The sequence below is a fragment of the Chromobacterium sp. Beijing genome (genome assembly GCF_021496765.1).
In the GTDB taxonomy this organism is placed as follows: Bacteria; Pseudomonadota; Gammaproteobacteria; order Burkholderiales; family Chromobacteriaceae; genus Chromobacterium.
The window spans coordinates 1,408,145-1,432,692 of sequence record NZ_CP053750.1 but is presented as its reverse complement, the minus strand read 5'-3'; the positions used below and the strand labels follow the sequence as shown (position 1 = coordinate 1,432,692).

Sequence of the window (24,548 nt, the reverse complement as noted above, 5' to 3'; positions counted from 1 at the left end):
GCGCAAACTGAACCGGAACGATTGCAAGACGCTGGGCTTGGCTTCGCTGGGCGGCGCGCTGGAATTTTACGATTTCATCATTTACGTGTTCTTCGCCCTGGTCTTGGGCAAGCTGTTCTTCCCCACGACATTCCGGGCTGGCTGCGCCAATTGCAGGTGTTCGGCATTTTCGCCGCCGGCTACCTGGCGCGGCCGCTGGGCGGCATCGTCATGGCGCACTTCGGCGACTTGTTCGGCCGCAAGCGCATGTTCACGCTCAGCATTGTGCTGATGGCCTTGCCGACGCTGGCGATGGGCCTGCTGCCCACGTATCAGAGCATAGGGATATGGGCGCCGATCTTGCTGCTCCTGCTGCGCGTATTGCAGGGCGCGGCCATCGGCGGCGAGGTGCCGGGCGCCTGGGTGTTCGTCGCCGAGCATGCGCCGCCCAGTCGCACCGGCCTGGCTTGCGGCATCATCACCTCGGGGCTGACCATAGGCATTCTGTTCGGCTCCCTGATCGCGATGGCGATGAATCTGTTCTTCACGCCGCAGCAGCTGGAGGACGGCGCCTGGCGGATTCCCTTCCTGATCGGCGGCGTTTTCGGCCTGGTGGCGATGTATCTGCGCCGCTGGCTGCATGAGACGCCGGTGTTCAACGAAATGCAGGCGCGCAAGGCGCTGTCCGCCGAGCTGCCGCTGAAGGCGGCCTTGCGCGGCCATCGTCTGGGCATGGCCGTGTCGATGGCGGCCACCGCGATGCTGTCGGTCACCATCGTGGTGGTGATTCTGATGACGCCCACTTTTTTGCAAAAGCAGTTCGGCGTGCCGCCGGTGGAGGCCTTGTCCGCCAACAGCCTGGCCATCATCGCGCTGAGCGTGGGCTGCATCGTCGCCGGCCTGGCGGTGGACCGTTTCGGCGGCGGGCCGGTGTTCACCGCGGGCAGCCTGCTGTTGGGCGTCAGCAGCTGGTGTTTTTACCAGACCATGGGGCATGACGTAAGCTGGTTGCGCCCGCTGTACACGCTGACCGGCTTTTTCGCCGGCATTGTCGGCGCGGTGCCTTTTCTGATGGTGCGCGCCTTCCCGGCGCCCATCCGCTTCAGCGGCCTGTCGTTTTCCTACAATGTGGCTTACGCGGTGGTGGGCGGCTTCACGCCGGTCTTGCTGTCGGTGTGGATGGAGGCCAGCTCGCTGGCGCTGGCCGGCTATCTGATGATTTTCTGCCTGGTGGGGCTGGCGATGGGCTTGTTCCTGCTGGCCTGGGGGGATAGGCCGGGCTTGTCCCATCCGGTGCATTGAAGCGCGCATAGAAAAACGGCGGCGTCGATAAAGACGCCGCCGTTTTCTCATGCCAGGGCGAGCCAGTTCAAGGTCTGGCGAGCATTAGCGCGGTAGTTCGCTCCACAGCTTCAACAGCCGCTTGGCGGACACCGGATACGGCGTTTTCAGCTCCTGGGCGAACAGGCTGACGCGCAGTTCCTCGATCTGCCAGCGGAAATCCAGCAGCGCCTGGGACGCGCCTTCGGCTTCATTGTCCTCGGCCACCCGGGTTTCCCATTTCTGCCATAGGTCGCGGATTTCCGCGCCACGCTGGCCGTCGCGCTGCGGGTTGGCCGGCTGCTTGTCCATGCGCAAGCCCATCGCGCGCATATAGCGCGGCAGGTGCGGCAGCTGGCTCCACGGCGTGGCGGCCAGGAAGCCCTTGTAAACCAGCTTGGCCAATTGCTGCTGCAACTCGTAGCCCAGCTTGTGCTTCTGCATCTTGACGCTGAGCGGGCCGTATTCGGACGCCACCTGGCCCAGATACTGGGTCACCGCCTGGTTGACGGCCGGCAGCCGGGTGCGGGCGCGGGTTTTCTGCTCGTTGAAGGCTTTCTCATTGCGCGGCAGCGCGTCGTCGCCGATGAAGGCGCGGTCGCAGATGCAGGCGATGGCGTCGGCCAGCAATTCGTCGACATTGGCCACCGCGCGCAGTTGCAGACCCAGCTGGGTCATGCCGGGCAGGCCCTTGGACAGCTGCTTCATCTGTTCCTTGAGCTGCAGCTGCAGCAGCCGGATCACGCCCTGACGGTGATGGCGCTCGGCCATCAACTGGGTGTCGAACAGGCGGATCGCCACCTTGTCCTGCTCCAGCGTCAGCGCCGGGTAGCCGGTCAGTTGCTGGCGGCCGCGGGCGAACTGAATGCTTTCCGGCAGTTCGCCGAAGTCCCAGCTGCTGACTTCGTCGCGCTCGAACTCCGCGCTGGTGTCGCGGAAGGTCAGCTGGGCGGCCTGGCCGAACTGCTTTTGCAGCGCCAGCAGATCGCGGCCCAGGCCGATTTCCTGCTTGCCGTCGTCAATGACGCGGAAGTTGAACAGCAGATGGGCCGGCAGCTCCTGGACGCGGAAATCGTCGATGTCCACTTTGACGCCGCCGGTTTCGCGCAGGATGAAGCGCGCCAGCTGCGGCGCGATCGGCTGCTGTTGATCCGGATTGACGCTGAGGAAGCGGGTGACGAAGTCCGGCACCGGCACGCAGCAGCGGCGGATCTGCTTGGGCAGGCCCTTGATCAGTTGTTGCAGCTTCTCGCGCACCATGCCGGGCACCAGCCATTCGAAGGCGGCCGGCTGCAGGCGGTTGAGGATGGCCAGCGGCACGTCCAGGGTGACGCCGTCCAGCGGGTGATTGGGTTCGAAGCGGTAGCGCAGCTTGAGGCGGCCGTCTTCCAGCTCCAGCCATTCCGGGAACTGGTTTTCGGTGACATGCTGCGCGGCGTGGCGCATCAGTTCTTCGCGCGTCAGGTGCAGCAGCTTGGCTTCGGTCTTTTCCGCCTCCTTGCGCCAGGCCTCGAAGCTGGCGGCGTCCACCACCTCGGCCGGAATCCGTTCGCTGTAGAAGGCGAACAGCGCCTCTTCGTCCACCAGCACGTCCTGACGCCGCGCCTTGTGCTCCAGCTGCTCCACTTCGCGGATCAATTGCTGATTGCGTTGGAAGAAGGGCGCGTTGCTGACATAGTCCATATTCACCAGCGCGCCGCGGATGAACAGCTCGCGCGCCTCTTCCGGCGCGATGCGGCCGTAGCTGACCGGCCGGCGCGGCACCAGGGTCAGGCCGTACAGGGTGACGCGTTCGCTGGCCACCACTTCGCCGCGGCTCTTCTCCCAGTGCGGGTCGAAGTAATGGTATTTGACCAGGTGCGGCGCCAGCTTTTCCACCCATTCCGGCTCGATCTTGGCCACGCAGCGGGCGTAGAGGCGGGTGGTTTCCACCAGTTCCGCCGCCACCAGCCATTTGGGCTTGGCCTTTTTCAGGCCGGAGCCGGGGAAGACGTGGAAGTTGACGCCGCGGGTGCCTTGGTAATCGTCGCCTTCCTGGTTTTTCATGCCCAGATTGCCGATCAGGCCGGTCACCAGCGCCTTGTGCAGGTTTTCATAAGCGACGGCGTCCAGCTGCTGGCGCTTTTTCTGCGTCATCTGCGCGTCCGGCTGCTCGGCGTCGGCGTGCGCCTGTTCGCGCTTGATCAGGCCCAGCTCGCCGGCGATGTCCGCCAGCTGCGCGTGCAGTTCGCGCCATTCGCGCAAGCGCAGATGGGACAGGAAGTGCTCGTGGCAGGTGTTGATCAGCAGACGGTTGGATTTCTTGTGCTTGAGCGCGTCGGAGAAGAAGTCCCACAGGTGCAGGAAGGACAGGAAGTCGGACTTCTCGTCGTTGAAGCGCGCCTGCGCGCGTTCGGCCGCCTCGCGCGCCTCGAACGGCCGTTCGCGCGGGTCTTGCACGCTGAGGGCGGCGGCGATGATCAGCACTTCGCGCACGCAGCCGAAGTCGCGGCCGGCCAGCAGCAGGCGGCCCACTTTCGGGTCCACCGGGATCCGCGCCAGCTCCTTGCCCACGCTGGTCAATTCCCCCTTGTCGTCCACCGCGCCCAGTTCGGTCAGCACCTGGTAACCATCGGCGATCAGCCGGCTGCTGGGCGCTTCGATGAAGGGGAAGGCGTCCACCTTGCCCAGCCGCAGCGCGGCCATGCGCAGGATGACCGCGGCCAGGTTGGAGCGGACGATTTCCGGATCGGTGAAGGCCGGACGCTGATTGAAGTCGTCCTCGCCGTACAGGCGCACGCAGATGCCGGCCTCGACGCGGCCGCAACGGCCGGCGCGCTGCCGCGCCGCCGCCTGGGAGATCTTCTCCACTTGCAGCTGTTCCACCTTGGCGCGCGGGCTGTAGCGGTTGATGCGCGCCTGCCCGGTGTCGATCACGTATTTGATGCCCGGCACCGTCAGCGAGGTTTCGGCCACATTGGTGGCCAGCACGATGCGGCGGCCGCCGGAGGGCTTGAAGATCTTTTGCTGGTCCTCGTTGGACAGGCGCGCGAACAAGGGCAGGATTTCGTAGCCGCGGATGCCGGATTTACGCAGTTTTTCCGCGGTTTCGCGGATTTCGCGCTCGCCGGGCAGAAAGACCAGCATATCGCCCGGACCCTGGCGCGACAGCTCGTCTACGGCGTCGACGATGGCGCCTTCCATCTCCACTTCGCGCTCGTCTTCATCGCGCTGCGCCAACGGCCGGTAACGCACTTCCACCGGATAGGTGCGGCCGGAGACTTCGATCACCGGCGCGCCGTCGAAATGGCGGGAGAAGCGGTCGGCGTCGATGGTGGCCGAGGTGATGATCACTTTCAGGTCCGGCCGACGCGGCAGCAGCTGTTTCAGATAACCCAGCAGGAAGTCGATGTTGAGGCTGCGTTCATGCGCCTCGTCGATGATGATGGTGTCGTAGTTTTCCAGATAACGGTCGGTCTGGGTTTCCGCCAGCATGATGCCGTCGGTCATCAGCTTGATCACCGATTTGTCCGACAGCTTGTCGGTGAAGCGCACCTTGAAGCCGACATGCTCGCCCAGCGTGGATTTCAGCTCCTGGGCGATGCGGCTGGCCACCGAACGCGCGGCCAGCCGGCGCGGCTGAGTGTGGCCGATCAGGCCGTGCACGCCGCGGCCCAGTTCCAGGCAGATCTTGGGCAGCTGGGTGGTTTTGCCGGAGCCGGTTTCGCCGCAGATGATTACCACCTGATGGCCGTCGATGGCGGCTTTGATGTCGGCCAGTTTCTGGTTGACCGGCAGGGCGTCGTCGAAATCGGGCTTGGGCAGATGGGCGCGGCGCGCGGCCACCTTGGCGGCGGAGCGCTCGATCTGCGCCTGGATGTCGGCCAGCTGTCTGTCCGCGGGCTGGTTTTTCTTCAGCCGCTCGGCGGCGTCGCTCAGTTTGCGGCGCAAGGCGTGGCGGTCGCGGATCAGGCAGGAGGGGAGGTCGGCCTTGAGTTGGGCCAGCAGCTGGGCAGCAGTCATCGGGAAAAGAACACTGGATTACAGGAAAGCGGCGATTATAACAGCTGCGTGGCGGTCCGGCAGGCCTGGATTGCCGGCCGGACGCCGGCGGAACGGCTTATTTGCGCTGGCGGTAGCGGCCCAGCTCCGCTTTCAGCCAGCCGGCGCTGGCCACCGGCTGCGCCGAGCCGCAACGCACCTGATAGGCCTTCCCGCTGATGCTGCTTTGGGTGGCCGCGCGCTCGATGAAGCTTTCCGCGTTGCTGACCCAGTCTTTTTTCAGCAGATACTGGTATTTGTCGTTCAGATGATCGCGGGCCTCTTTAGAGCCGTACCAACTGCCGTTGCGATTGAATTCGCAGCCGGATTGGGCCAGATAGTCCAATAGATGGTTGATCTCGTTCTTGGCGGCCGGGGTGGGCGCGGCGACGGCCGCGCCGGCGCTCAAACAAAAAAACAGCCAGATCGGCAGCTTCGGGGTCATGCTTCGCTCCATTGCAATTGGAATGCGCAGACTATGCGCGATGGGGCGGGGCTTGTCCAACTTCCGCGCCGCCTTTATGCTGTGCCGGTCTTCAGGGCGGGGTGAAATTCCCCACCGGCGGTATGTCGCGGCGAATGCCGGCGACGAGCCCGCGAGCGCCGCGCAGCCGTTTCCACGATGCGCGGGTCAGCAGATTCGGTGAGAAGCCGAAGCCGACGGTGAGAGTCCGGATGAGAGAAGACGCGCGCCAGGCCGTGAGAGCCCGGCGCGCTTTTGCGCGTCGCCCTGGGGCGCTTTCCTTAGAACCTGCTCAATGTCTGCTGCGCTTCAGCGATACGGCGTTGAAAACACCTTCGAAATGCTCATGTACTACTTGTACATTCCGCTTTCTCTGCTGTTTTCGCCTTGTCTCGCTCTTGCTCGCGAGACTTTGAACAGGCTCTTAGATTTTTTACGGAGCCTCCACATGCAGCAAAACATCTACGACCATCCGGTCTTTTTCTCCCAATACCAAGCCTTGCGCGACAGCGACGCCGGGCTGAACGGCGTGCTGGAGCAGCCCGCCTTGCGCGGCGCGCTGCCGCCGCTGGCCGGCATCGACATCCTGGACCTGGGGTGCGGTTTCGGCGATTTCGCCCGCTGGGCGCGCGGCGAGGGCGCGGCCAGCGTCACCGCGGTGGATTTGTCCGAACGCATGCTGGAACAGGCGCGGGCGCGCACCCAGGATCCCGCCATCCAATATCGGTGCGCGGGCATCGAGGATTTTCAGCCTCCGGTCGCCGCCTATGATCTGGCCGTGTCCTCGCTGGCCCTGCACTATGTGGAGGATTACGCGGCGGCGGCGGCGCGCGTGTTCGCCGCGCTGCGGCCCGGCGGCGTGTTCGCGCTGACGGTGGAGCACCCGATTTGCACGGCCAGCCCTCAGGGCTGGGCGCTGGACGCGGCGGGCGAGCCATCGCACTGGACGCTGGACGCCTACTTTCAGCAAGATGCGCGCGCAAGCCGCTGGTTCGTCGACGGCGTGATCAAACATCACCGCACGGTGGAAAGCTATGTGAAAGGCTTGCTGGACGCCGGCTTCCAACTGCTTCACCTGGGCGAGCCCGCGCCGGACCCGCAGACCCTGGCGCATCGGGACGGTTTGCGGCCGCACGCGCGCCGTCCGGCCCTGCTGCTGCTCTCCGCGCGAAAGCCGGCGCGTTAGCGCAGCCTTGCCGGACTGGCCCGAACCTGTTCAAAGTCTCGCGCAAGTCGCGGCAAGGCGAAAACGGCTGAAAAACGGCATGGCTGTTTTCAACGCCGTATCGCCGGCGCGTAGCAGATCGCAAACAGGTTCTTAGAACCAAGCCGCGCATGCCCGGTCCAGCAATGATCGGGCAAGAATCAGGAGGAGGGCGATGAGAAGCGGATGGGTAGCGGGGATTCTGATTCTGGCCTTATCGACGGCGCCGGCCGTCGGCAAGACCCCGCCGGAACGTGCCGTCATCGAACCGGCCCACATCGTCGAGGCCATCAAGCTGCAGCAGGAGGCGGATGCCGCCAAGGACAGGCCGCCGCAAAACGGCGAGCCGTGGTTTACCGTATTGGAGGGCAAGCGTCCCATCATCGTTACCGCGCCGCACGCCACCAGCCCGTTCCGCGACGGGCAATACCGTTTCTCCGACGGCGGCGGCACCGCGGCCTTGGCGGCGATGCTGCACCAACTGGCCGGCGCCACCGCGATCTACACCACCCGCGCCTCGCCGTCCGACCCCAATTACGAAGACGACAACGCCTTCAAACGCAAGCTGGCGGCTTTGATCGCCGATCAGCGCCCCTTGCTGGTGCTGGACCTGCACGGCAGCCATCCCTACCGGCCTTACGACGTGGACTTCGGCACCTTGAACGGGGCTTCGCTCCTGGGCAAGCCCTGGCTGCAACAGCGGCTGGAGCAGCGTTTGCGAGGGCAGGGCGTGCTCAATGTCTCCGACAACTACTTCGCCGCGTCCAAGCATCAGACCATCGCCAAATTCGCTTCGCGGCTGGGCGTGCCAGCCATTCAGCTGGAAATCAGCAGCACCTGGCTCACGCCCTCGGACGGCAATCTGGCCGCGCATCGTTTCTCCCAGCTTTTGCAGGCGCTGGTGCTCTATGTGAGAGAGGTGGAGGGCTAGGCGCGGCGCTCAGGCGTCGTGCCAGCGGGAGCGGTTTGGCACGGCGCAGCCGATATCGGCCTCAGGCTGGTTTGGGACCGATGGCGAATGCACCACCAGCAAGGACGCGTCGTCCAAGATGGCTTCGTTCTGGCGGTGGCGCTGCAGCGCCTGCAATACGGTATTGCCGATTCGTCCGGGCCAGCCTGCTTCCACCGCCTTGATCACGCCGTCCAGGCCAAACATCTGGCCATTGTCCGCCTGGGCCTCGGTAATGCCGTCCGAGCAGACGACCAGCGCATGCTCCGGCTTCAACATGCTGGTTTCCAGCGAACGGTCGAACTGTCTAGCCGCCAAAATGCCCAGGGGCGGGTGCTCGGAACGGAATTGCTTGACCTTGCGCCCTTGCGGATCAAACATCAGCGCGCAGGGAATACCGCCGTTCCAGACCTGCACGGACTGCGCGGCCGCGTCAATTCCGATGAGGATGCCGGCGACGAAGCGCCCGGAGGGCAGCAGGCGGTGCAATTTGTCGTTGATGGCCGCCGCGATGTCGCCCAAGGCCGCTTGCGCCTGAGCCAGTTCGTAAAAGCACTCCACCGCCGGGATGGCGCTGATGGCCGCGGTCAGGCCGTGTCCTGTGCAATCGGCCAGCATCAGGTATTCCCGATCTGCCGCGCGGGCATAGCAGACCAGATCGCCGTTGAACTGGGAAGCCGGCCGCAAATGACGCCAGACATGGGCCGGCAGTTCCAGTTGTTGCCGATTCAGCCGCTCGATCAGCTCCAAGGCGTAGCTTTGTTCGCGCTCATTGTTCTGGAAGTAGCGCTCCAGGCGCACCGCGTCCTGGTTGATCTGCCGCTGCATTTGGGCGATGCGCAAAAATACCTGGATCTTGGCCGTCAGCAGGTCCGGGCTGACCGGTTTGGTCAGATAGTCGTCGCCGCCGGCCTTGAGGCCTTCGATCAGATCTTGCTGCTGGCTCAGGCCGGTCAGGAAGATGATGGGCACCCAGTGTTCTCCGAACAGGGTCCGCAGCTCCATGGTGGCCTGCAGCCCGTTCATCACCGGCATGATGATGTCCATCAGGATCAAGTCGTAGCCGACTGTCTTACACATGGCGACGGCCTCCCGGCCATTGCCGGCGAGATCGCATTGATAGCCCAGGTCTTCAACGAAGGTGCGGACCATCAGGCTATTGGTGGCGCTGTCGTCCACCAGCAAAATTTTGGGCTGGGGCATGCTGTTTCCATTACGTGTCAGGAAAGGGAAGCGAGCGGCGCAAACGAGCGCAAAGGCAATTACATTGGCATTGCACTGTGGGTATAGCATATGTGAGGCGGCGATGGCGCACTGCGGCAATAAAAATCAGTCCGCGCGGCGGATTGGACTTTGCCCGCCTTCGTCAATTTCCGCCAGGGCGCGGGAAACCCCGTGCTAGTATGCGGGTTTTGGCGGCGCAAAGCGCGGCCCGTTTCATCCCAGAGAGCATTAGACCCCCGATCATGAAATTCGCGACGCACACCATTGCGCTGGCCTTGAGCCTGGCGTTGATCAGCCCGGCCAGCCTGGCCGAACCCGAAGACATGCCTTTGCCCGGCGACGTGCAGATGGCGCCGGCGAGCAAGCCCGCGCGCAAGGCCGCGCCGGCCAAAACCGTTCAGGCGGCGGAACCGGCGCGCGCCAAAGAGCAAGCCAAGCCTGCTCGCCAGGCCAAAGGCAAGGCCAAGGCGAAATCCGCGAAGCAGGGCAAGCGTCAGGCCAAGGCCATTAGCGCCAAGCAGACGCGTCACGGCAAGGCGGCGGCCAAGCCGGCGACAAAAAAATCGACCGTCAAAAAATCGACGGCCAAAAAGCCGCGTCACGCAGCCAAAACCGCAAAGCGCGCGCCGCAGGCCAAGGCGCCCGCTAAAAAAATCAGCAAAAACAAAAAGGTAGGAAAAAGCGTGAAGAAGGCGCCGAAAAAGACGCGCTGATGGCTTGCCAAAGCCATTGAGGCAAGACATAATACGCCTCTCTTCGCCGGTGTAGCTCAGTTGGTAGAGCACCTGACTTGTAATCAGGGGGTCGCGAGTTCGATTCCTGCCGCCGGCACCAATAAAATCAAGGGCCTATAGAGTTTTCTCTATAGGCCCTTGGTGCGTTTTAGGGGAGTGCCGGCCACGTTGGCTGATATTTCCCACTACGCCAAAATATCGCCGCCCCGCCGCTTCGCGCATTGTTACGCTTTTCCCCATACTTCTTTAGCCAAGAATCGTCTTCATCCCTATAAACCGTCATAAAGCATTGTTTCTGTAGAAAAAATATTTTAGTCGGCTACTTATTGATGTAACGGCGACATTAATCGGCACGCCAATCGTTAATTTGATTCACCCCTTATGGGAGACTGACAAATGACTGGAGATGGCAATTTCCTCACTCCGGAAGGGATGAGAGTCGATATCGAAACAAGCGCGGCCGAAACGCTGAGAATTCTGAATCAGAACTTTCCATGGGCGCCGAACTTGCAGTTCGACCTTATGGCTTTTAGAGAGTGCTGGAATTTTGCAACGGCAAGAATTGGCTGGCTGTGGTTACAGACCCAAAGGGAACTGCAGTTTCATTTCAATTGGAAAGCTGGGCGAGCAGGTTTCTTGCAAGCCACCCTGTGTGCGCTGAACAGCCTCGCGATCTACGAGGCCCGCACTTCTTCCAGTTGGACGGTATACGGGGCCGCCTTCACCAGCGCTTTGGCCAATTTTTTCGCTTACTTCGATAAGAACCCAAGCAAAAGAAGCAAGAAAAAATTCTTTGGGATGCTCTTGGTTTCTGCCGGATACGCCTTTCTTTCGTATGCGGGCAGCAATGCCTATCAATTCTTGCTTGCCTATGACTCGATCGCATTTTCAATTTGCGTCATTTTAGTCGGCCACCATCTTGCCATCAGGGGATAGGCCCCTTTTTTCGAGGGCATAAAAAGACCCCAGCCAAATCAGGCTGGGGCTCATGGTCATAACAGGAGGCCGACATGAGGATGCCAGCTACTGCCTGTTATAGGCGGCCGGCATGCTTGTTCGAACTGACCAAAAGACGGGCGGCCATCATTGGCCGCTCATTCTGAGAACGCTCTCGGCTTGACGCGCAGCGGATTTTGAAGCGCTTTTAAGCGGCAAAGCGCTTGCGCAGCCAGTAATCCGCGCTGACGTAGCGGCCGCCGCCGTAAAAGAACAGCACCAGCAGCATGACGAAGTAGGTGGCGGCGAACTCCATCCCGTTGTTCAGGATGACCGGGTCGCCCAGTTCAGTGATGTAGTTGTAACGGCCGGGGAAGTTCTCCGCCAGCCAGGACAGGAAGCCGGCCAAGCGCTGGCTGGACTCCATGTCCTTGGCGGCAATGGCCAGCCAGCCGCGCGGCAGGTGCACCATGGCGCTGGCCGCGCTCATCAGCACCATCATGGGGATGGCCATCACCCGGGTGAACAAGCCGAGCGCGATGCAGACCAGGCCCAGCACCTCGGTGGCCGCGGCCAGAAAGGCGAACAGCACGGGGAAGGGCAGGCCCAGGCCGCCTTCGCTGGCCGGAGCGCCGAACCAGCTCACCGCCGCGCTGAAGCCGACCACCTTGGAATGGGCGCCGACGTAGATCACCGGCAGCAGATAGAGGCGGACGCCCAGCAGGGCGATGAAGTCGTATTGCTTGCAAGCCGCAAGCGCCCGGTCGAAACCATTCATTATCTTGGCAATCATTTTCGTATTCCTCATATTGGGCGGCCGGCGTCGGACGCCGGCGCGCGCATGTCGCGCATCTGTATCAAACCGGTGGCGAGCGCTTCCTTGAGCCAGGTCCAGAGCGTGTCGGGCGGAACTTCGGCCGACAGCGCCGGATAGGCGCAAGGCGTCCGCAAGGCCTCCAGCAGCCAGCGATCTAAGGCGCTCAGCGGTTTCCGGATCACCTGATGCCGGGCGTCGCGGAAGATGGCGTAAGGGCCGGCAAGCCCGGCGAAGTCCAGCTGCAGTTCAACGCAGGCCAGCGTGGGATTGAGCGAGAAAACGGAGCTTTCCGTCGCCAGCCCGGCGGAGGGCGGCGTCACGACGGCCTCGTCTATTTCCACGCTGAACAGCAGCCACTCGTATTCCAGGCATTGCCGCAGATCCGCGGGCAGGCCGGCTTGGGAGAAACAGAGAAACTCGGTGGCGATGTGGTGGAACTCGGGGCTGGACGAGGCGTGGCCCGCCAAAAAGTCGTCGATGCGGCCGCGCAGCTGCTCAGCCGACAGCCTGGCGCAGAACAAGGGGAAGACATGGCTCAGCACTTCCTCGACATTGCCGCGCAGAAACTGGCGGTAAAGCTCGACGGAACGCTCGCCCAAGGCCTCCGGGCCGCCCCGCAGCCGCCGGCTGAAGGTTTCGATGTCCGATATCGCGTTCATGATGTCTCCTTTGCCGCGCTCAGGCGGCCTGGGCCGCCGGCAGGTGGATGCGGCGCCGCAGCGCGGCCGCTTCTTCGCAGAGTTCCCGCCACGGCGGCAACTGGTTGTCGCGCTCCAGCAGCAGCGGACGGGAGCCGTGTAAAGCTACGGCGTGCCGGGCCAGTTCCAGCACCTCTTCGCATACGGCCGCGCCGTGGGTGTCGATCAGGATGCCGTCGTCGCGGCGCCAGTGGCCGGCGATGTGGAAGTAGCGGATGGCCCGGGACGGCAGATCGGCGATGAAGCGTCGCGGGTCGTAGCCGTGGTTGCAGGCGTTGACGTAGACGTTGTTGATGTCTAGCAGCAATTGGCAGCCGCTTTGTTCGACAACGGCGCGGATGAAGTCCGCTTCCTCCATCTGGCCAGCGTGGGCGTGGTAGTAGCTGATGTTTTCCAGGATCAAGGGTCGATCCAGGAGGTCTTGAACCTGGCGTATCTTGGCGGCGACGCGCGCCGCGGCCGCTTCGCCGCGGGGGATCGGCAGCAGTTCGTACAAATAACCTTGCCGATCGCGGGAGTAACTGAGGTGGTCGCCGTGCAGGCGGATGCGATAGCGGTCGAGAAAGCGCTTGGCGCGCTGGAGATAGTCCGCGTCCAGCGGCAGCTCGTCGCCTATCGACAGGCTGAGCCCATGCGAGATCAACGGGTATTTCTCCGCCAGACGGTCCAGCTGCTCGCGTTTGCGGCCGCCGATGTCCATCCAGTTTTCCAGCGTGATTTCCAGGAAGTCGATTTCAGGCTGCGGGGGGTGATCGGCCAGCCATTGGGCATGTTCGGCGCGCAGCCCCACGCCGACGGCCTGTTGATTTATTGTCCGCATACGCCCTCCACCATTTTTCCCTTGCCGGTTTGGTCGGAGTGGACGCCTTGGCCGGTCTTGCCGCACTTGCCGTCGCGGGCGCGCACCAATTGATCTTGCGGATCGTGCCGGAGAGGGGCTTTCTCATACATCTTCACCGTGCCGCACTTGCCGCTGGCGCATTTGCCGCTGGCGCATTTGCCGCCATGGCCGCTTTGGCTTTTCACCGCTTGCGCCGGCTGGCTGGCTTCCGCCGCCAATGCGGCTTCGGCGCTCAGGCCGAGCAAGGATGTCATGGCGATGGAAAGAATGATCTGTTTTTTCATGTCGGTTCTCCTTTGGGATGGCGGCGCTCAATGCGCCGGGAAGCATGAAAGGTCGCGGCTGGCGTGGATCGGGCCTGGGTAATAACGGCGGACGATGGAGATCGATTGCTCCTTGAGCCGCAGGCCCTTGCCCATGAAATGGTTGAGCACCAGCTGCTTGGGCTTCGCCGCGGCGGCGATGCGGCCGACGACGGACGGCTTGGCGTGCAGGAAGGCGGAAGCGGGGTCCGCCTGCTCGTCGATGGCGAGCGGCATCACCAGAATGTCCGCGTTCTTGGCGAAATCGATAAAGCGAGGGTTGCCGCCGTTCTGATCGGCGGAGACGACGATGCTGCCGTCCTTGGTGTCGATCCGATAAGCGAGGCAGGGCACGTCGCCGTGCGGAATGCCGAGCGCGCTGATGCGGACGCCGTCTTTTTCATACACCGTGGTCGGCGTGGTCTTGCGGTAGTCCACATTGGACAGCGAAACCTTGAGCGGGATGTCGCCCTGGCCGGAGTAGAGGCCGGACAGATAGGCGTAAGCGCCGCTTTTGGCGTTGAACTGGGCGTTCATGAAGCCGCTCAGGCTGGGAAAGCCGGCGCCGCCCGTTGGGCCGGACATCTGAATGGCGCGGGGCGAGCTGAAAAAGTAGCTGCCCTTAAGCAGCGCGGGCAAGTCCGATACATGGTCGGTGTGAAAGTGGGTGAGGCCGATGAAGCCGACGTCTTCCAGCCGCGCGCCGGATTGGCCGAAGCGCAGAAAGGCGCCGCCGCCGGCGTCTATCAGCGCCACCGGCTTGCCCTTCCACCAGATCAGCGAGGCGGACGAAGCGCGGCCGTCGTCGGAGATCGGCCCGCCCGAGCCCAGCAATTGCAAGGCGTAGTCTTTGTTTTCGCATTGAGTTGGGCTGGCCAGGGAAGCGTTGGCGGCGCAGGCCAGCAAGAGGGATAAGGCAAGCATGCGGATTTTCATTTTGCGCTCCTTGTGCGGCGCGGTGATTTGGCCTGAGGAGGGAGGCCGGCCTGCGTCATCGCCGCCGTATTTCATTGAATTCGACGAGACTTCCCTTGCAGGCGGGAGTCGCGTCGCTTTGGCTATGACTAAAGCTTATCACCGCGCCTATATCAGCATTACTTTTTATATTTATGGATATGAGTAGAAAAACTTATATACAAGGATGAAGATCCCTTGAATATTCGGCGATGGGCGGCGGCGGGAGAGCGCGGAGGAAGTAGACGGGGACAGCGTCAAAACGATGTGGAGGATCAAGCAGGCGCGCCGGCCTGCTTGTGATGGAGCGATGGATAGGGGTGTAGCGCGGGGGTGAGACGGGGGCCGTCCGCCCTGCGGCTAAGCGGCTAGGCCCGCCCCTCGTCCCGCGCGCGCAGCCACGCCACGGTGTGATTCAGCAATTGATAAGCGATGGAGATGGGCGTCGGCGTTTGCGGCAGGGCGTCGATGTCGAACCAGCCGGCGTCTTCGATCTCGCCTTCCTGAGGCTGGATGTCGCCGCTGTCGTACTCCGCGGTAAAGCCCAGCATCAGCGAGTGGGGAAAGGGCCAGGATTGAGAGCAGACGTAGCGCAGATTCTTGATGCGCACGCCCACCTCTTCAAACGCCTCGCGGTGTACGCATTCCTCCAGGGTTTCGCCGGGCTCGACAAAACCGGCCAGCGCGCTGTAGACGCCGGGGACGAAATGAGGGCTGCGCGCCAGCAACAATTGCCGGCCGCGATGGATTACCACCATCATCGCCGGCGACAGCTTGGGATAGTAGAGCTGGCCGCAGCTGGAACAGCGTTTGCCGCTATCGTCCGGCCGCTGAAGCAGCGGCCCGGCGCAACGGCCGCAATAACGATGAGTGCGCTGGAACTGGCGGATTTGCGCGGCGCGGGCGATGGCCGGCGTCAGCCCGGAGGGCAGGCTGAGCAAGGCCGGGCGCAGGGCCAGCCACTCGCAGCCGGCCGGCGGAGCGCCCACCAGTTCCGCCAGAAACAGATTGTGTTCCTCATGCACGCCGATGAACAGGATCTGGGCCAGCGGCCAGGCGCGCGCGCGGTCATCCGGCAGGGCCTGGTCCAGCAACAGGATCTTGGGCCCTTCGAAAATGCAGTAGCGGGCAGGCAGCGCGGGATCGGGCAGGGCGGGCAGGTCGAATGGCATGGCGGCTTGGTTAAGATTTGAGCCCCTCAGTTTACGCCCACTCCCGGCGCCGCGTACATCCAGTGTTCGCTTTGCCGGCGCACCACCTCGGACAAAGAACCGCTGTCGTCGAACACCTGCCGCAGCCAGGCGCTGTCGGACTGCCGCTTCAACACCCGCTGGCGCAAGGCGGTCAACTGCGCCTGATTGCCCAGCGCCTCGGCCTGCGGCTCCAGCTGATTCAAGGTGTTGAGCAAATCCTCCTGCAGCCCGATCTGGCTATTGTTGCCGGCATCCACCAGCATGCCGTCAAAGCCGAAGCGGCAGGCCTGGAAGCGGTTGTAGCTATACGTCAGATAATGTTCCTGACACACCTCGTCCTGGCGTTCGCTCAGACAGCGGTGCGCCAGCATCTGCGCGTAAGCCGCCAGCAACACTGGCGTCTCCACCGACAGCGGCGTGTCGCAGATGCGGATTTCCACCGTGCCGTACTCCGGCTTGGGCCGGATGTCCCAGTAAAAGTCCTTCATGCTGGCGACAATGCCGAGGTTGGCCATGCGCCGGAAATAGTCGTTGAACTGCGCCCAGTTGTTGACGCAAGGCATGCAGCCGGACAGCGGGAAGGCGTTGACGCTGGTCAGCCGCGAGGTCTGGAACAGCGTGTCCACCCCCTGGTAAAACGGAGAAGACGCGGACAGCGCGATGAAGTGCGGAATGTAGCGCGCCAGATAATGAGTCAGGCGCACCGCGCTGTCGCCGTCCGGGCAGCCGATATGGATGTGCTGGCCGTAAACGGTGAACTGCTTGGCCAGATAGCCGTACAGCTCGGACACCAGGTGATAGCGCTCCTTGGGGTAGATGCGTTGCTCGTCCCAATGCTGGAACGGATGCGAGCCGCCACCGGCCAGGCCCAGATTCAGTTTGCGCGCGCTGCTGACCAGCAGCTCGCGGATGGCCAGAATCTCCTCCAGCATCTTGTTGACGTCGCTGTGCACGGCGGTGCCGATCTCAATCATGCCCTGGGTGATTTCCGGCTTGATGTCGAAACCGTGCTGCAGGCGATTCACCTGCAACAGCAAATCGTCCGAGCCGCGGGTCAGATCGTAATCGCGCCGATTGAGAATCATCAGCTCCAGCTCCACCCCCAGGGTCAGCGGCTGACTGCGGTTGAATTCCAGCATCGTCTCACTCCTGCGGCCGGGTTTCGCCGGCCAGCTTCAAGGCCAGGCGGGTCAGCACCGGCGCGCACAATTCATTGATCACCAGGATGGCCATCATCACTCCGCTGAAGTTTCCCGCGGCGGCGCCCAGGGAAATCGCTCCCAAGCTCATCAACAGCGAAGTGCCGCCGGACCAGGAGTTCAGCGCCAAGCCCAGGCAGGCGCCGTGGCGCTTGGGCAGGCCATTGGCGCCGGCCGCCAGCCACCAGATCAACACGGCGAAGCCGGTGCGCAGCAGCAGGCAGGCCAGGGCCACCGGCCAGAACTGCGCCAGCGACTGCGGCGCCAGTTGCGCGCCGGCGGCCACGAAGAACGCCACGGTAAAGATATGGGCGGACGACATGATGCCGCGTTCGGTCACGGTATGGCCGTGCTTGAGGTTGCGCGTGGCCAGGCCGGCCGTGAGCAAGGCCAGGGACGGCAAGACCTGCAGCATGTCCGCCACGCCGACCACCAGCGCGATCAAACCGAACAGCATGACTTTCTGCGATTCCCGCTGCCGGCCGCCCAGCCAGCGATTAAGCTGGATTGCCGCGAGACCGGCCAACAGGCCCAGCGCACAGGAGGCCAAGGTCAGCCAGCCCGGCAGCAGAATGCCGCTTTCCACGCCGTTGTTGCCGGACAGATGGCCATAGGACAAGGCCAGCGCGAAGCAGGGCAGGGCCAGCAGATTGGACAATGCCGTGGCCACCAGCAGGCGTTCGCTGACCTGTCCGTCCGCGTTAGACTCGCGCACAATCTCCAGCGTGACCACCGGCGAAGTGGCCACGCCCAGCGCGGCCAGCATCAGGCTGGCCGCCAGACCCAGGCCGAACAGCTGCAAGGCGGCGAACAGGCCAAGCAAGGTCAGCAGGCAATAGAACAAGGTGGTCAGCAACAAGGTGCGTTCCACCCGCAGCCAGCGCAAATCCACGCGGCGCCCGGCCTCAAACAGCGCAATGCCCAAGGCCAGGTGCACGAAGATGGACGCTTGCTGCAATAGTTGCTCGTCCAGTAGCCGCAGGCTGTGCGGACCAATCAGCAAGCCGGTCAGCACATAACCGACGATGGCGGGCAGACGCGCCACCCGCACGGCGATCTGGCCGCCAATCACACCCAGCGACAACAGCACGCCGAATGCCGCCAAAGGATTGAGCGCCAGCGTTTGCCAAGGCAGGCTCATGATAATTCCCCCGTTTATTTTTGATTTTGACTGACGCGCCAGCCTGAGCCGGCGCAGCGAAAGCGGAATGTTGACGTCTTGCGACGGATCGGATGGGACGCGCATTGAAATGCGCGAAATCGCCCTCAGAGTATGAGAGACGATAAAACGGGACGAGAGTTCATGGTGATTGAGTGGATTCGCCGCGCGCTATCCGGCAAAACCGCTCCGGAAACGATGGCCGCGCTGCGAGAGCAGGCCGCGCGCATGCCGCTGCTGGCCGGGCTGAACGAGGCGGAGCTATCGCGCCTGATCGAACTGGCGGCCTGGGTTTTGCGCAGCAAAAGCTTCTCCGGCCAAGACGGGGTGCGCTTAAGCGCCCGCTCATGCGCCAGCGTGGCCCTGCAAATGGCGCTGCCCGCCATGAATCTGGGCAAAGCCGCCCTGAGCGGCTGGAACGACGTGGTGCTGTACCCGTCGCCGTTTGTCGCGCGCGACATCTGGATGGACGGCATAGGCCTGCAGCATGAAAGCGAGAGCGTGCTGATAGGCCAGGCCCGTCAGGACGGCCCGGTGGTGTTGTCGCTGCCGGACGCGCGCGCTTCCGAGCAGCTGGACGGCTGGAATGTGGTGATTCACGAAGTGGCGCACAAGCTGGACATGCTCAACGGCCCGGCCAACGGTTCGCCTCCCTTGCACAAGGGCATGCAACAGGCGCAATGGAGCCGCGTCTGGTCCCGGGGCTATCGCTTGTTGTGCCGCATGCTGGACCGCGGCATCGATCCCGGCTGGCTGGACCCGTACGCGGCGGAGAACCCGGCCGAGTTCTTCGCCGTGTTGAGCGAAGCCTTTTTCGAGCTGCCGCACCATCTCAAGTTGGACTGTCCGGAGCTGTACGAGCAGCTTGTCTTGTTCTACCGCCAAGATCCGGCGGCGAGGTTGCCCGAGCCCGAGGCGGAACCCGCCCCGGGCCCAGAGTTCTGATCAACCGGCGCGCGGCGCCGGCAGCTTCTCCAGGTCATCCAGCAAGCCCAGCAACTGGCTCAGCTTTTCCTGGCCCAAATGGCTTTCTATCTGGCGATAACAGTCTTCCGCCAGCGGGGAGATCTGTTGAATCAGGTCACGGCCGTCCCGCGACATTGAAATGATCAGACGTCGGCTGTCCACATGGTCGCGCTGACGATGGATCAGCCCCGCTTTTTCCATGCGGACCAGGATGCCGGTCAGGCTTGGCGGCAGGATACAAGCCCGGTCCGCGATAACGCCGGCCTCCTGATCGCCAAAGTCCTCCAGCACTCGCAGAATGCGCCACTGTTGCTCTGTCACCCCGTAACGGTTGAGGATCGGGCGGAAGTAAGCCATCACCGATTCCCTGGCCCGCAGCAGGTGCTGGGCAGCCGTTGATTATGTAGTTTTATGTTTTTGTTGGTCATTTAGATCGTTGCTTCCGGCTGCGCGCAGCCAGTGTTGCTGGTTATCGCCCGAGAGGGCGAACTCGACAAATAAAATGCCATGCAAATACCCGTCACATATTTACTTTATTCCAAATTTTAATCCAAAAACAAAAAAAATAGCATCTCAATACCATATATTCATTGAATTAATTATGCATACCGGGCGAAGTAACGGGCAAAAGCGCCAAGCGACAGAGCCTCCAAGAGCATAATTTGCGTTACGGTGACGATAATTTTGAATTTACGTCACAGTGACGCATAATTAACTTGGACCAACAGGCACAAACGGGCAGAGGAGGGCGGGCAATGAAGGAAGAACAGCGACAAGGCGAAGCCGCCGCAGGCAGGAAGCGCGGCCGTCCTAGTACCGGCCTTGCAATGTCCGGGGCGGAACGGCAACGAAAGTACCGAGCAAATACCGTCACCGTAACGTTAAATGATAAGGAATGGGCCCACCTGACCAATATGCTGGAGCAGGCGCTGAAAGCCGATCCATCGCGTTACGGCGAGTCCGATTTCGCGCTGGCCAGAAAAATCTACAGCGCCGCCATCAAGGGCAACCCGCCGCCGGATTGTTTTCACAAGCCCGCGACCAAGCGTCAAAACGAAACATAGTCATTCCAGGACGCAACCATCCCAATGGCCACTGCGCAAGACGCCGCCTGGCTTATGCTGATGAGTGTTGTTTTTTGCGTGAGACCAAGAAGATGAACGCCTCTTACAGTCCAAGCGGAGTCTGCGTTGAAGCCGCTCCGGCCGGCGCGCATGGCTTTGACGCCGATACGCCGCTGTCCCTGGAGCTTGCCCGGCAGTTCGCGGCTTCCGGCTACCAGTTTTGCGTTCGTTATCTCACGCTAGGGTCCGATGAGGACGCCTCAGACCTGTCCGCAAGCGAAGCGCAGGATATTCTTGAAGCAGGCCTGGCCTTGATGGCCGTGCAACATGTGAGAGAGCCCGGCTGGTCGCCGAATGCGGCCATGGGCAAAAGCGACGGCCAGAACACCGCCGCGCATGCGAAAACGGTCGGATTATTGCCCGGCGTGAACATCTGGTGCGATCTGGAAGGCGTGGCAGACGGGACGGCGGCGCAGGATGTGGCCGACTATTGTTCGCAATGGTTTGAAGCGGTTTCCGCCGCGGGCTACGCGCCAGGCTTGTATGTGGGGTCCGACGCGGGATTGAGCGGAGCGCAGTTGTATGAATTGCCTTTCCAGCATTACTGGCAATCTTGCAGCAGCGTGCCGGAGATCCCGCAACGGGGCTACCAAATGGTGCAGACCCTGGTGCCTCAGCCGGTGAACGGGATCGGCATCGACGCCGATCAGACGCAAAACGACCAGTTGGGCGGCACGGTGAGATGGCAGGTTCTGACGGAGAGGGCTTGACGATGAAGGCGGCGAAGAACTTGAAGCGCTTTTCCTAGCCTCCTTAATTTGACATAATATACATTATGCGAACATAAGGATAAACCTCAAGGTGGTGCCAGAACCCTCCTGAAACCCACCCCTGGGCTTCAGTGGTTCAATCGCTTTTAGGCAAGCCGCTGATGATAGGCCCAAGGTCCAAAAACTGTTCCAGCATGTCCGCCAGCTTGTCGATATTGGTTTCTCGCAGCGCCGGGTAATCCAGCGCCACGGGTTCTTGCAATCCGGCCCAGCGCAGGATGGCCTGGCAGGCGGCCGGCTCGTCGAAGACGCCGTGCAGATAAGTGGCCAGGATCTGATCATCTTCCGAGCGCGCGCCGTCCGCGCCGCCGTCCTTGAAATGCAGCGCCGGCCGCTGCAGCGCCGGCCCGGCGCTGACGCCCATGTGGATTTCGTAGCCGGTGGCCTCGGCGTAGTCCAAGGTCAGCCGGCCGCACATCCGCGTCAGTCGCTTTTCCGGCGCCAGCGTGGTTTCCATATCCAGCCAGCCCAGTCCGTCGCCGCTGCCCGGTTCGCCTTCCAACCCGTCTGGATCGTGGAGCTTGCGGCCCAGCATTTGCAAGCCGCCGCAAATGCCCAGCACCTTGCCGCCGTAGCGCAGATGGCGGCGTATCGCTTCTTCCCAGCCCTGCGCCCGCAGCCAGGCCAGGTCCGCCAGCACGCTCTTGCTGCCGGGTAGCACGATCAGATCGGCCGGTGGGATGGGCGCGCCGGCGCGCACCAGGGTGAATTCCACTTGTGGATGCAGGCGCAGCGGATCGAAATCGGTGTGGTTGCTGACGCGCGGCGCGGCCGGGGCGATGATGCGCAGCTTGTCGCCGGAGCCGCTCGCGCCGCCCGGCTTGTCCAGGCCCATGCTGTCCTCTGCTTCCAGGTGCAAATCGTGCAAATACGGCAGTACGCCCAGCACGGGCTTTCCGGTATGTTGTTCCAGCCAATCGATGCCGCTGTTGAGCAGGCTGGGGTCGCCGCGGAAGCGGTTGATCACCAGGCCGATCACCCTGGCGCGCTCGGATTCCGACAGCAGCGCCAAGGTGCCGGCCAGGTGGGCGAATACGCCGCCGCGCTCGATGTCGGCCACCAGGATCACCGGGCAATCCACCGCCTCGGCGAAGCCCATATTGGCGATGTCGCCGTCGCGCAGATTGATCTCGGCCGGGCTGCCGGCGCCCTCGGCGATGATGCACTGGTATTGCTCCGCCAGCCTGGCGTGGGACGCCAGCACCGCCTTCATCGCCACCGGTTTGTAGTCGTGATAGCCGCGAGCCTCCATATTTCCTATCGCCCGCCCGTGGATGATGACCTGAGAGCCGGTATGGCTGTTGGGCTTCAACAGCACCGGGTTCATATCGGTATGCGGCTCCAGCCCGCAGGCCTGCGCTTGCACCGCCTGCGAGCGGCCGATCTCGCCGCCGTCCACCGTCACCGCGCTGTTCAGCGCCATGTTCTGCGGCTTGAACGGCGCCACTCTCACGCCACGGCGCGCCAACAGCCGGCACAAGCCGGTGGCCAGCGCGCTCTTGCCGGCATCGGACGTGGCGCCCTGAATCATGATGGTCTTGGCCATGGCATTCCCCCAGCACATAGATGGCGAACAAGGCTTAGAATGGCGGCTTGATTCATTCCGGCCATCCCAAACCCTAAAAATTTGCGCATTGGATACCTCCAAGCGGCGGTCGGCCATTATATAAGGTTGTGTGTTGAATTCCGCATTGTTTCTACCGCTAGCGCTGTTGCTGGACCGCCTGCTGGGCGAGCCGCGGCGCTGGCATCCACTAGTCGGCTTCGGTCGGCTGACCCGGGCCGTTGAGCGCTTTGGCTACCCCTCCTCGCCCGATGCCGAGCCCCGCTGGCGCATGCGTCTGCGCGGCGCTCTCTCCGTTTCACTCTTGATCCTGCCTCTGACGCTGGCGGCCTGGCTGCTGGCCCGGCTGCCGCTACTGTCAGCCATTGTCCCGCTTGTTCTGCTCTACCTGGCGGTGGGCGCCAGGAGCTTGTCTCAGCATGCGGAGGTGGTCAGACAGGCGCTGGCCGACGGCGATCTCGCCTTGGCCCGTGAACGGGTGGGCTGGATTGTCAGCCGCGACACGAGCGAGCTGGATGAAGCCGGGATTGCCCGCGCCACCATTGAGTCGGTGCTGGAAAATGGCTGCGACGCGGTCTTTGCCGCGCTGTTCTGGTTTCTGCTGCTGGGCGCGCCCGGGGCGGTACTGTACCGGCTGTCCAACACGCTGGATGCGATGTGGGGCTATAAGAACGCCCGCTATTTGCATTTTGGCTGGGCCGCCGCCCGCCTCGACGATGTGTTGAACTATGTCCCGGCGCGGCTGACCGCCCTCACCTATCTGCTGCTGGGCCACGCGGCAAGCGGCTGGCGCTGCTGGAGAACGCAGGCACCCACTTGGTACAGTCCCAACGCCGGCCCCGTGATGGCGGCCGGCGCCGGCGCGCTGGGCGTCTCCCTTGGCGGCGGCGCGCGCTACCATGGCCAGTGGAAGGAGCGCCCGCCCTTGGGCTGCGGCCCCGCGCCCACGCATCAGGACATCGGCCGCGCGGTGCGCTTGGTCAGCCGCGGCGCCTGGCTGTGGGCCGGTCTTTCCCTATTGTCGGCTGTTTTGATTGGAGTCATGCATGCTTGAACACGGAGGCGGCCTGCTGCGCGCGGCCGCTGAATACGGTATTCCGCCTGGGGATTGGCTGGACCTGTCCACCGGCGTCAATCCCAATGGCTGGCCAGTGCCGCCGCTGTCCGCCGACGGCTGGCTGCGGCTGCCGCAGGACCACGACGGGCTGGAAGCGGCGGCGGCGGAATATTACGGTTGCGGGCAACTGCTGCCGGTGGCCGGTTCCCAACCCGCCATCCAGGTGCTGCCGCGGCTGCGAGCGCCCTGCCGCGTCGGCATGTTGACCTTGTGCTACGCCGAACACCCCTACCAGTGGCAAAGGCGCGGACACAGCGTGGAACGGTTCACGCCGGACGGGCTGGCCGCGAATATTGATCAGCTGGACGTGGTTCAAATCTGCAACCCCAACAACCCCACCGGAGACCGTTTTGAACCCGCTTTGCTGGAAGACTGGCGGCAAAGGCTGGCGGAACGCGGCGGCTGGCTGCTGGTCGACGAAGCGTTTCTGGATGCGTCGCCGCGGGACAGCATGCTCCCCCATATCGGCAAGCCGGGCCTGATCGTGCTGCGCTCGGTCGGCAAATTCTTCGGCCTGGCCGGCGCGCGCGCCGGTTTCGTGTTCGCCCAGGCCGCGCTGCTTCAAGCGCTGGCCGAGGAACTGGGGCCTTGGGCCATGGCCGGGCCCGCGCGCGAAGCGGTGACGCTGGCGCTTGGCGACACCGCATGGCAGCAATCCATGAGGAGCAAGCTGCTGCGCGATAGCGCGCGGCTGCGGGACTGTCTGGAGCGGCACGGGCTCGTCCCGGCCGGCGGCTGCGAACTGTTCCAGTGGGTTCCCGGCGAGGCCAGCCTGCCCTTGCATCGCCATCTGGCGGGGCGTGGCATCTTGAGCCGTTATTTCGAGTCCCTGCCCAGCTTGCGCTTTGGCCTGCCTAGCGGCGAACAGGACTGGGCGCGGCTGGAACAGGCCTTGGCGGATTGGCGGCGATTGTAATTAAAATCAAAACGCCAGCTGTTCACAGCCTGGTTTTTGTCACGTATCATCCGACCCCATCATGACGGTGCCCCCAAAACCTGTGTGCGAGCTCGCCAG

The 24,548-nt window shown here is 63.1% G+C and carries 23 protein-coding genes, 1 tRNA gene and 1 riboswitch; of the genes, 11 read left to right on the top strand and 13 right to left on the bottom strand.

The genetic code is table 11. The annotated features are described in order from the left end of the window. Positions 1-156 precede the first annotated feature (156 nt). The gene (locus HQN78_RS06815) at positions 157-1,281 is read left to right on the top strand and encodes an MFS transporter (protein WP_235089767.1); all 1,125 of its coding nucleotides are present in this window, start codon (positions 157-159) and stop codon (positions 1,279-1,281) included. Positions 1,282-1,365: 84 nt separating this feature from the next. Here the strand turns inward: HQN78_RS06815 and hrpA are convergent, their stop codons facing one another. Together hrpA and HQN78_RS06805 are read right to left on the bottom strand one after the other, a co-directional pair. Beyond that, positions 1,366-5,301, bottom strand: coding sequence for an ATP-dependent RNA helicase HrpA (hrpA, locus tag HQN78_RS06810; protein ID WP_235088701.1), 3,936 nt, complete (start codon positions 5,299-5,301; stop codon positions 1,366-1,368). A gap of 97 nt (positions 5,302-5,398) precedes the next feature. Next, entirely contained in the window at positions 5,399-5,764 is a 366-nt protein-coding gene (locus HQN78_RS06805) for a DUF5329 domain-containing protein (protein ID WP_107798990.1), read from the bottom strand. A gap of 83 nt (positions 5,765-5,847) precedes the next feature. Continuing rightward, a riboswitch (FMN riboswitch) is annotated at positions 5,848-6,010 on the top strand. Between the two features lie 220 nt (positions 6,011-6,230). Here HQN78_RS06805 and HQN78_RS06800 point away from each other — a divergent pair. Together HQN78_RS06800 and HQN78_RS06795 are read left to right on the top strand one after the other, a co-directional pair. Continuing rightward, positions 6,231-6,968, top strand: a complete 738-nt coding sequence (locus HQN78_RS06800) for a bifunctional 2-polyprenyl-6-hydroxyphenol methylase/3-demethylubiquinol 3-O-methyltransferase UbiG (protein ID WP_235088700.1) — start codon at positions 6,231-6,233, stop codon at positions 6,966-6,968. Between the two features lie 193 nt (positions 6,969-7,161). Beyond that, entirely contained in the window at positions 7,162-7,917 is a 756-nt protein-coding gene (locus HQN78_RS06795) for an N-formylglutamate amidohydrolase (RefSeq protein ID WP_235088699.1), read from the top strand. A gap of 9 nt (positions 7,918-7,926) precedes the next feature. On the opposite strand, the gene HQN78_RS06790 is transcribed toward HQN78_RS06795, so the two are convergent. Beyond that, positions 7,927-9,138 (bottom strand): SpoIIE family protein phosphatase, encoded by a 1,212-nt coding sequence (locus HQN78_RS06790; protein WP_235088698.1) that lies wholly within the window; start codon positions 9,136-9,138, stop codon positions 7,927-7,929. A 200-nt stretch (positions 9,139-9,338) separates the two neighbouring features. On the opposite strand from HQN78_RS06790, the gene HQN78_RS06785 reads away from it, so the two are divergent. From HQN78_RS06785 to HQN78_RS06775, 3 genes are all read left to right on the top strand, one after another. Further along, complete coding sequence (locus HQN78_RS06785; RefSeq protein WP_235089933.1) at positions 9,339-9,872, top strand: hypothetical protein; 534 nt, start codon at positions 9,339-9,341, stop codon at positions 9,870-9,872. 45 nt (positions 9,873-9,917) lie between these two features. After that, positions 9,918-9,993 (top strand) — tRNA-Thr (locus HQN78_RS06780). Between the two features lie 296 nt (positions 9,994-10,289). Continuing rightward, a complete protein-coding gene (locus HQN78_RS06775) occupies positions 10,290-10,829 on the top strand; it encodes a hypothetical protein (protein ID WP_235088696.1) in 540 nt (179 codons plus the stop codon). 208 nt (positions 10,830-11,037) lie between these two features. Here the strand turns inward: HQN78_RS06775 and HQN78_RS06770 are convergent, their stop codons facing one another. The 8 genes from HQN78_RS06770 to HQN78_RS06735 all read right to left on the bottom strand — a co-directional run bounded on the left by HQN78_RS06770 (position 11,038) and on the right by HQN78_RS06735 (position 17,974). Continuing rightward, positions 11,038-11,622 (bottom strand): DoxX family protein, encoded by a 585-nt coding sequence (locus HQN78_RS06770; RefSeq protein ID WP_227108348.1) that lies wholly within the window; start codon positions 11,620-11,622, stop codon positions 11,038-11,040. 11 nt (positions 11,623-11,633) lie between these two features. Continuing rightward, positions 11,634-12,305, bottom strand: a complete 672-nt coding sequence (locus HQN78_RS06765) for a putative DNA-binding domain-containing protein (protein WP_235088695.1) — start codon at positions 12,303-12,305, stop codon at positions 11,634-11,636. A 19-nt stretch (positions 12,306-12,324) separates the two neighbouring features. Further along, positions 12,325-13,164, bottom strand: coding sequence for a DUF692 domain-containing protein (locus HQN78_RS06760; RefSeq protein ID WP_235088694.1), 840 nt, complete (start codon positions 13,162-13,164; stop codon positions 12,325-12,327). Then, the gene (locus tag HQN78_RS06755) at positions 13,152-13,469 is read right to left on the bottom strand and encodes a hypothetical protein (RefSeq protein ID WP_235088693.1); all 318 of its coding nucleotides are present in this window, start codon (positions 13,467-13,469) and stop codon (positions 13,152-13,154) included. Before HQN78_RS06755 ends, HQN78_RS06760 begins: the two co-directional genes overlap by 13 nt. A 27-nt stretch (positions 13,470-13,496) precedes the next feature. After that, the gene (locus HQN78_RS06750) at positions 13,497-14,411 is read right to left on the bottom strand and encodes an MBL fold metallo-hydrolase (RefSeq protein WP_227108356.1); all 915 of its coding nucleotides are present in this window, start codon (positions 14,409-14,411) and stop codon (positions 13,497-13,499) included. A 398-nt stretch (positions 14,412-14,809) separates the two neighbouring features. Beyond that, positions 14,810-15,613 (bottom strand): NAD(+) diphosphatase, encoded by an 804-nt coding sequence (gene nudC, locus HQN78_RS06745; protein WP_227108358.1) that lies wholly within the window; start codon positions 15,611-15,613, stop codon positions 14,810-14,812. A gap of 26 nt (positions 15,614-15,639) precedes the next feature. After that, on the bottom strand, positions 15,640-16,773 hold the full coding sequence (locus HQN78_RS06740; RefSeq protein WP_107800002.1) for a YbdK family carboxylate-amine ligase: 1,134 nt from the start codon (positions 16,771-16,773) through the stop codon (positions 15,640-15,642). 4 nt (positions 16,774-16,777) lie between these two features. Further along, positions 16,778-17,974, bottom strand: a complete 1,197-nt coding sequence (locus HQN78_RS06735; protein WP_227108360.1) for a cation:proton antiporter — start codon at positions 17,972-17,974, stop codon at positions 16,778-16,780. Between the two features lie 162 nt (positions 17,975-18,136). Here HQN78_RS06735 and HQN78_RS06730 point away from each other — a divergent pair, with 162 nt between their 5' ends. Beyond that, positions 18,137-18,937, top strand: coding sequence for a zinc-dependent peptidase (locus HQN78_RS06730; protein ID WP_235088692.1), 801 nt, complete (start codon positions 18,137-18,139; stop codon positions 18,935-18,937). Here the strand turns inward: HQN78_RS06730 and hpaR are convergent, their stop codons facing one another. Then, complete coding sequence (gene hpaR, locus HQN78_RS06725; protein WP_235088691.1) at positions 18,938-19,315, bottom strand: homoprotocatechuate degradation operon regulator HpaR; 378 nt, start codon at positions 19,313-19,315, stop codon at positions 18,938-18,940. A 398-nt stretch (positions 19,316-19,713) separates the two neighbouring features. Here hpaR and HQN78_RS06720 point away from each other — a divergent pair, with 398 nt between their 5' ends. Both HQN78_RS06720 and HQN78_RS06715 read left to right on the top strand, forming a co-directional pair. Further along, positions 19,714-20,022, top strand: coding sequence for a hypothetical protein (locus HQN78_RS06720; protein ID WP_107800004.1), 309 nt, complete (start codon positions 19,714-19,716; stop codon positions 20,020-20,022). 74 nt (positions 20,023-20,096) lie between these two features. Then, positions 20,097-20,792: a DUF1906 domain-containing protein gene (locus HQN78_RS06715; RefSeq protein ID WP_235088690.1), complete on the top strand. Its 696-nt coding sequence runs from the start codon at positions 20,097-20,099 to the stop codon at positions 20,790-20,792. A 136-nt stretch (positions 20,793-20,928) separates the two neighbouring features. Here HQN78_RS06715 and HQN78_RS06710 read toward each other — a convergent pair whose 3' ends face one another. Further along, complete coding sequence (locus HQN78_RS06710; RefSeq protein WP_235088689.1) at positions 20,929-22,398, bottom strand: cobyric acid synthase; 1,470 nt, start codon at positions 22,396-22,398, stop codon at positions 20,929-20,931. Between the two features lie 145 nt (positions 22,399-22,543). Between HQN78_RS06710 and cbiB the strand changes: the two genes are divergently transcribed. Together cbiB and cobD are read left to right on the top strand one after the other, a co-directional pair. Further along, complete coding sequence (gene cbiB / locus HQN78_RS06705; protein WP_235088688.1) at positions 22,544-23,470, top strand: adenosylcobinamide-phosphate synthase CbiB; 927 nt, start codon at positions 22,544-22,546, stop codon at positions 23,468-23,470. Further along, positions 23,463-24,449: a threonine-phosphate decarboxylase CobD gene (cobD, locus tag HQN78_RS06700; protein WP_235088683.1), complete on the top strand. Its 987-nt coding sequence runs from the start codon at positions 23,463-23,465 to the stop codon at positions 24,447-24,449. The genes cbiB and cobD overlap by 8 nt, the downstream gene beginning before the upstream one ends. Positions 24,450-24,548 lie beyond the last annotated feature (99 nt).